This window comes from Thauera phenylacetica B4P, from assembly GCF_000310225.1.
GTDB classification, from domain to species: Bacteria; Pseudomonadota; Gammaproteobacteria; order Burkholderiales; family Rhodocyclaceae; genus Thauera; species Thauera phenylacetica.
The window spans coordinates 1-6,676 of sequence record NZ_AMXF01000225.1; the positions used below are offsets into that span (position 1 = coordinate 1).

Genomic DNA, 6,676 nt, shown 5'->3' on the forward strand with positions numbered 1-6,676 from the left:
CTCGAGCACCAGGCCGAGCTGCTCGCGGCGCTCGGGGAGGACGCTTGATGACCCCCGCTGCGCCGCCCGCCGACGCGACCGACATCGCCGGCGCGCTCGCGTGGGCGCGCGCCCGCATCGACCAGATGGACGCGCGCGTGCTGCTGCGCCACGTGCTGCAGTGCCCGGCCGCGCGCCTGGTGGCGTGGCCCGAGCAGACGCTCGCCACCGAGGACTGGGCCGAATATCGCGCCCTGGTCGAGCGCCGCGCCGCCGGCGAGCCGGTGGCCTACCTCACCGGCACGCGCGAGTTCTACGGGCGCGAATTCCTCGTCACCCCGGCGGTGCTGATCCCGCGCCCGGAGACCGAGCTGCTGGTCGAGCTCGCGCTCGCCCACTTCCCCGGACGGCGCGGCCTGCGCGTGCTCGACCTGGGCACCGGCAGCGGCGCGCTCGCGGTGACGCTGGCGCTCGAGCTCGAGGCGGCCGAGGTGGTCGCCCTCGACCGCTCGCGCGAGGCGCTGTGGGTGGCGATGGCCAACGCCGCCAGGCTGGGCGCGAGCGTCTCCTTCGTGCAGAGCGACTGGTTCGACGCGCTCGGCGACGAGCACTTCGAGCTCATCGTCTCCAATCCTCCCTATGTGGCGGCGGGCGATCCGCACCTGGAGCAGGGCGACGTGCGCTTCGAGCCGCGCGGCGCGCTCGCCGCCGGAGCGCAGGGCCTGGACGACCTCGCCGAGATCGTCGCCGGTGCGCCGGCCCGCCTGGTGGTCGGCGGCTGGCTGTTCCTCGAGCACGGCTATGACCAGGCGGCTTCGGCGCGCGGCCTGCTCACCGACGCCGGCTTCGCCGCGATCGCCTCGTGGGCCGACCTCGCCGGCATCGAGCGTGTCACGGGCGGGCGCTGGCTGGGGCGCGAGACGCGTGATTCGCGTTGACGCTGCTACCGCCCAACGCCTATTATTTCCCGACTGTTTAACTCAACTTTTATCAGGTTGCCACAATGGACATCCAGGACGTCATCCGCGATCAGGTCACCAACAACGGCGTGGTGCTCTACATGAAGGGCACGCCCCAGTTCCCGCAGTGCGGCTTCTCCTCCACCGCGGTGCAGATCCTCAAGGGCTGTGGCGTGCGCGAGGTGCTCGCGGTCAACGTGCTCACCGACCCCGAGATCCGCCAGGGCATCAAGGAGTTCTCCAACTGGCCGACCATCCCGCAGCTCTACGTCAAGGGCGAGTTCGTCGGCGGCAGCGACATCATGCGCGAGATGTACGACAGCGGCGAACTGCAGCAGATGCTGAAGGACGCCGGCCTCGCCGAGTGATTTCGGCGACGGTGGCAGGAAGGATCAGGGAGCGCTCGCGTCGGGCGCTTCTTTTTTGGCTGCGATGCTTGCGCGCAGGCGCAGCAGGGTCTTGCGCACGAGATGCGGCAGCAACAGGTGCGCCGGCATGCGCAGGCGGTGGTAGCGCACGAGCATCGCCGTACGGGCAAGGCGCACGCCCGGCGAAGGCGGGCCGTCCAGGTCGCCGGGGAGCATGGCCCGGGCAACGAGCGCGTCCATGATCCTGCGCACCGGCGCCGCCGGTGCGGGCAGGGTGGCGAGGACCGCGGCCGGAACCGGGCAGTCCAGCCAGGCGCGGGCGAAATGCAGCCCGTACCAGAGCGGGCGCTGCAGGCCGAGTTCCGCTGCGCGCGCCAGCAAGTTGTCCCAGAATCCGGCCCGGACGGCCAGCTCGCGCAGGAGGCCGTCGATATCCACCACTTCGCGCACACGCAGGGCGAGATCGCCATCGTGGAAGCAGTGTACGCAGGCGTGCAGGACCTGATCCTCGGCGGCGAGCGCATGGAAGGGCGTACCGGCGAGCGGCTCGCAGCGCGCGAACAGCGGCGCGGGGTCGAAGGCGAGGCTGCCGGTGACCGGGGTGATGGCGTGGTGCAGGTCGAGCTCCAGGCTGTGCCCGGGAAAGCGCAGCGGTGGCGTCTCGTGGCTCCAGTCGCGGTAGTAGCGCTCGTCGTAGGGCGAAAGCGCCTCGCTGCGCCAGCCGGCGGCAAGCAAGGCCTGCTCCATCGTGCGCAGATGTGCGGCCGGGACGAGCAGGTCGACATCCGAGACGAAGCGGCCGGTGGCCATGCGACGTCGCTGCAGTGCGTAGGCGGCGCCCTTGAGCACGACGACCGGAAAGCCGGTGTCGCACAGCGCAGCGAGCTGGAACAGCTCCGCCTCCATCAGCTTGCGCCGGTAGGCCGCAATCCGGGTGGCCGAGAGGAAGTGACGGCGCACCACATCGGGAAGCCCCGGCGTGGCGGCCTGCGCTGCCGCCAGCCGCGCGTGCAGCCCGCAGGCACGCGCGCGCCGCAGCAAGCCGTCCCAGCCCGGCTCGTCGAGCTCGACCGGCGCATGCAGGGCGCGCAGCAGCAAGGCGGTCTCGGCGGATGCGCGGGGGCTCATGGCAGGCTCGCGAACAGGGTTTCGATGCAGGCGATCGCTTCGTCGAGATCGCCGTAGCGCAGCTCCCAGGCCTTCGTCCGGCGCGCGAGCTCGACGGCGGCGCGAAAGCCGACCGCGCCGAGGGCGCGGTAGTTGAAGCTGTTCAAGCCCAGGCGCATCACGGCTGCGGCGCTGTCGAGCGGCTCGCAGTGCAGGCGTGCGCCCGCCTCGAAGTGCGGGAACATCACCGCTCGCGGGCGCGCGCGGCGGTGCCTGGCGAGCGTGCTGTCGCGGTCGGGGACGAAGTGGGCGACGTCGCCCTTGCGTGTGCCCGGATAGAGCGGGCCGAGCACCGCGGCGTCGCGCTCGCCGATCACCGCGATCGAGCGGTTCTTGAGCGGTGCGGGGCGGACCATGGGCAGCACCTCGCCGGTGTCCGGGTCGATCACCGCGAACTCGTCGGAGAGGAAGCGCCACCCGGCCAGATGGAGCGCGCAGGTCAGCGTGGTCTTGCCCGAGCCGGGGGCGGCGGGCAGGATCAGCGCGAGATCGTCGCGGGCCACCACGCCCGCGTGCAGCAGCAGGTAGGCGTTGAGGCGCTGGCTCAGCAAGTAGTTGCTGCCCCACTCGAAGAGCGGCAGGGCGCTGTGGATCGGGTAGGGCTCGAAGGGGCGCTCGCCCTCGGACCACAGGCTCACCTGGCGGCCGCGCAGGCGCAGGGGCGAGCCGGGCAGCAGCGACACGCGCACGTCGGCGAAGCCGCCGTGGGTGGTCTCGGGGAGATGCGGGTAGACGCGGTCGAGGTCGGCGTGCAGGCGCGCGATCGGCGAGCGCAGGGCGAGCTTCGCCGCGCCGACGTCGAGCACGCGATAGGGCGTGACTTCGTTCATCCGTGCGTGCGTCCGCCCGGGTCGCGGTGCAGGCTGTTCAGCGTGTTCGCGAGCTGCTCCAGCGCGGGCGGCCAGCCGCCGGCTTCGGCGACTTCGTCCCGGAAGGCCTCGAAGCGCCCCTCCTCGATCGCCAGCGCCGCTTCGCGAAGCACCAGCGCGGCGCCCTCGGTGAGCAGGTGGGTCTGCCAGGAGACGGGATCCAGAAAAACGAACTGCCCGTCCATGGACAGGCAGTAGTCTTCCAGCCAGCGCAGCGGCGAGGGCTCGACGCTTGCCTGCACCCCGCTTCAGCCCCCGCTGCCGGAAGTGCCCGGGATGAGCGAGGCGTGGCAGGAGTCGGTGATGGGTTGCGGCAATGCTGCAGGCTGGCTGGTGCCGGGGGAGGCAGCCGGGCCGGCCCTGTAGGGCGAGGGGGTCGCCCGGACGTAGCCCGCGCTCGAACTATCGTAGAGAACCAGCAGTTGCATGGATACTGCTGTCGTATTGGCCGGGGGTAGGCTTGTGGCGTATACCGGGTCACCGGTCGCAGTCCAGTCGTTTCCCTGCTTGTTCAACTGAACGCTGTAGGCCGTCCCTGCATAGGTGAACCATCCTGGATGCAGGCCATCCGCGTCGCCGTCTGCGCTGACAGTGATCGACTGCCACTTCCAGCCGAGATACTCGTTCGGGACCGCCTGGACGAGCTGGCCGCCATTGATCGGCGCCTCCAGCGTTGTCTTCTGAATGCAGTTGAACGACGCCAGCGCCGACCCGCTGTAGCCCATGGTCACCACGCCGGATGCTGCGAGCGCACCCTTGAGGACCTTGCGGCGGCGTTCGACCGAATTTTCGGGCAGGGAGTTGGACATGAGGAAACCTCTTCAATGCGCGCGATGGCGACTACGTTCGAATTATAGCCGCGCATCTTCAGCCGACTTTCCGATACTTCAGGCGTTTAGTAGCAAATTTCACGCCTGGAGTTCAATCGAAGCGGCAAGTGACTGATTTAGCGTGCCTAGGGCTCGGCCGGACGGATCGCAAAAAGGACGCAGTGTAAGAAATTCCGACACGTAGCCGCGCTCCAGCGCGACAGCACTCACTCCCGTCGCCGCCCCAACTCCTCGTTCAGCCGCGTCGCCAGGCGCAAGGACTCGCGCAGGTAGGCGCGACCGAACAGGTTGAGGTGGTTGAGCAGGTGATAGAGGCTGTACAGCGGCTTGCGTTGCTCGTAGTCCTCGTGCAGCGGCCAGGCGCGCCGGTAGGCCGCGTAGAAGGCCGCGGGGAAGCCGCCGAAGAGCTCGCTCATGGCGAGGTCGGACTCGCGGTCGCCGCGGTGCACCGCGGGGTCGAAGACCACCGGCGTGCCGTCGGCGAGCATCGCCGCGTTGCCGTGCCAGAGGTCGCCGTGGAGCAGGCTCTCGGGCGGGCGGTAGTCGAGGAAGAGCGCGGGGACGCGGTCGAGCAGGCGGTCGGCCTGGCACTGCAGCTCGATGTCGAAGCCGTGCGCGCGGGCGCGCTCGAACTGCGGGCGCAGGCGCTGCTCGACGAAGAAGCGCGCCCAGTTGTCGCCCTCGGCGTTCGCCTGCGGCGTGCGCCCGATGAAGTTGTCGCGCGGCCAGCCGAAGTGCGCGCCGACATCGCGGTGCAGCGCCACCAGCGCCTCGGCGAAGCGGGCGCCGTCCGCCGCGCGGGTGAGCGGCTGCAGCTCGAGCCACTCCAGCACCAGGAAGGCATGCGCCTCGTTCGCGCCACGGGCGATCACTTGCGGCGTGCGCAGGCTGGCGCTGGCCGCGATCGCGGCGAGGCCGTCGGCCTCGGCGACGAACATCGGCGCCTGGGCGGCAGGCGCGAGCTTGGCGAAGAAGCGCGCGCCGCCCGCGTCCTCGAGGCGCAGCGCGGTGTGGATGCTGCCGCCGGCGACCGGGTCCGCGGAGACGATGCGCAGGTGCTCGCCCAGGGCGGTGCGCAGGGCGGCCTCGATGGCGGGGAGGGCGGCGGGATGGAGGCTGGCCGGTTCGTTCATAGGTTGGCGATGCGGGCGCTGGCTTGCGACAGGCGCGTCGCCAGCACCTCGAGGAAGGCCTGGTAGAAGTGCATGCGCAGGGTCTCGCTGGCGCGCTCGAGCGCGCGCGCGCGGATCGTCACCAGCTCGGTGTCGGCGGCGGCCTCGACCGAGGCCGAGCGCACCCCGGAGGCGGTCGAGAACACCGCGATCTCGCCGAAGCAGTCGCCCGGGTTGAGCACCTCGAGCAGGTGGCCCTGCTTGATCACGCGCGCCTCGCCGGCGAGCACGAAGCAGATGGCGTCGCCGCGCTCGCCCTCCTTGATGATCACGGTGCCGGCGTGGGCACGGTCGAAGCGCGACAGCCCGATCACCTCCCACAGCTCGGCGTCGGCGAAGCGGCGGAAGAAGCGCATCGTGCGCAGGGCCTCGAACTTGCCGGTGTCGCCGAGACGGTCGGGGGCGAGCGCGAGGCTGCGGTTGCGGAAAGCGAGCGCGAGGTCGTGGGAGAACTCGCTCCAGCTCTGGTAGCGGCGCTCGACGTCCTTCTCGGTGGCGCGGCGCACGATCGCGTCGAGCGCCTCGGGCACCTCGGGGCGCAGCTCGGAGGGCGGCGGCGGGGTGTCGTGGGCGATGCTGTAGAGCAGGCTGTAGCTGTTCTCTTGCTCGAAGGGCAGGTGGCCGGTGAGGAGCTGGAACATCACCACGCCGAGCGAGTAGATGTCGGTGCGGTGGTCGAGCGGTACCTCGCGGACCTGCTGCGGCGACATGTAGGCGGGCGAGCCGACGCCGGCGATCTGCGTGGTCTCGCGCGCGGTGTGCAGCGCGGCGCCGAAGTCGGAGATGCGGATGTCACTGCCGCCGGGCGCCATCAGCAGGATGTTGGCCGGCTTGATGTCGCGGTGGGTGATGCCCTGGTGGAAGGCGTAGTCGAGCGCGCGCGTGGCCTTGAAGACGATCTCGATGACGCGCTCGAAGGGCGCCAGCGTGGCCGGCGTCGCGATGTCCTCGAGCGTGCCCCCGGGCACGTGGTCCATGACCAGCCAGGCGTCCTCGTCGGTGACCAGCGCGTCGTGGATGCGCACGATGTGCGGGTGGGCGAGCTTGCCGGCGAGCGCGGCCTCGTTGAGGAAGAGCTGGCGCAGCAGGCGGCCGCGCTGCGGATCGGAGAGGATCTCGTGGCGCAGGCGCTTGATCGCCACCTCGACCTGGCGGAAGGGGTCCCAGGCCAGATGGACGCTGCTGGTGGCGCCCTTGCCGATGCGGCGGAGTACCTCGTACTTGCCGATGCGCTCTGCCGCCGCTGCGCTCATGGGGGCCGGGCCGGGATCAGCCCCGGCCGAGGCTGGCGCGGGCGCGGGCGACCGCGGCGCGCACCTGCTCGGGCGCGGT

The 6,676-nt window shown here is 70.9% G+C and carries 8 protein-coding genes; 2 read left to right on the top strand and 6 right to left on the bottom strand.

Going from position 1 to position 6,676, the window contains the following annotated elements; all coding sequences use genetic code 11:
- Positions 1-47: 47 nt before the first annotated feature.
- Both prmC and grxD read left to right on the top strand, forming a co-directional pair.
- Positions 48-917, top strand: a complete 870-nt coding sequence (gene prmC / locus C667_RS18830) for a peptide chain release factor N(5)-glutamine methyltransferase (protein ID WP_004376183.1) — start codon at positions 48-50, stop codon at positions 915-917.
- Positions 918-982: 65 nt separating this feature from the next.
- Positions 983-1,306, top strand: coding sequence for a Grx4 family monothiol glutaredoxin (grxD, locus tag C667_RS18835; RefSeq protein ID WP_004376185.1), 324 nt, complete (start codon positions 983-985; stop codon positions 1,304-1,306).
- Between the two features lie 24 nt (positions 1,307-1,330).
- Here grxD and C667_RS18840 read toward each other — a convergent pair whose 3' ends face one another.
- The 6 genes from C667_RS18840 to C667_RS18865 form a co-directional block, all read right to left on the bottom strand.
- The gene (locus tag C667_RS18840) at positions 1,331-2,434 is read right to left on the bottom strand and encodes a nucleotidyltransferase domain-containing protein (RefSeq protein ID WP_004376187.1); all 1,104 of its coding nucleotides are present in this window, start codon (positions 2,432-2,434) and stop codon (positions 1,331-1,333) included.
- Positions 2,431-3,303, bottom strand: coding sequence for an HprK-related kinase A (locus C667_RS18845; protein ID WP_004376188.1), 873 nt, complete (start codon positions 3,301-3,303; stop codon positions 2,431-2,433). The genes C667_RS18840 and C667_RS18845 overlap by 4 nt, the downstream gene beginning before the upstream one ends.
- Positions 3,300-3,584, bottom strand: a complete 285-nt coding sequence (locus tag C667_RS18850) for a hypothetical protein (RefSeq protein ID WP_004376190.1) — start codon at positions 3,582-3,584, stop codon at positions 3,300-3,302. Before C667_RS18850 ends, C667_RS18845 begins: the two co-directional genes overlap by 4 nt.
- Positions 3,585-3,590: 6 nt before the next feature.
- Complete coding sequence (locus C667_RS18855; protein WP_004376192.1) at positions 3,591-4,151, bottom strand: hypothetical protein; 561 nt, start codon at positions 4,149-4,151, stop codon at positions 3,591-3,593.
- A gap of 227 nt (positions 4,152-4,378) precedes the next feature.
- The gene (locus C667_RS18860; RefSeq protein WP_004376194.1) at positions 4,379-5,305 is read right to left on the bottom strand and encodes a fructosamine kinase family protein; all 927 of its coding nucleotides are present in this window, start codon (positions 5,303-5,305) and stop codon (positions 4,379-4,381) included.
- Positions 5,302-6,597, bottom strand: a complete 1,296-nt coding sequence (locus tag C667_RS18865) for a protein kinase domain-containing protein (protein WP_004376197.1) — start codon at positions 6,595-6,597, stop codon at positions 5,302-5,304. Before C667_RS18865 ends, C667_RS18860 begins: the two co-directional genes overlap by 4 nt.
- Positions 6,598-6,676: the final 79 nt, after the last annotated feature.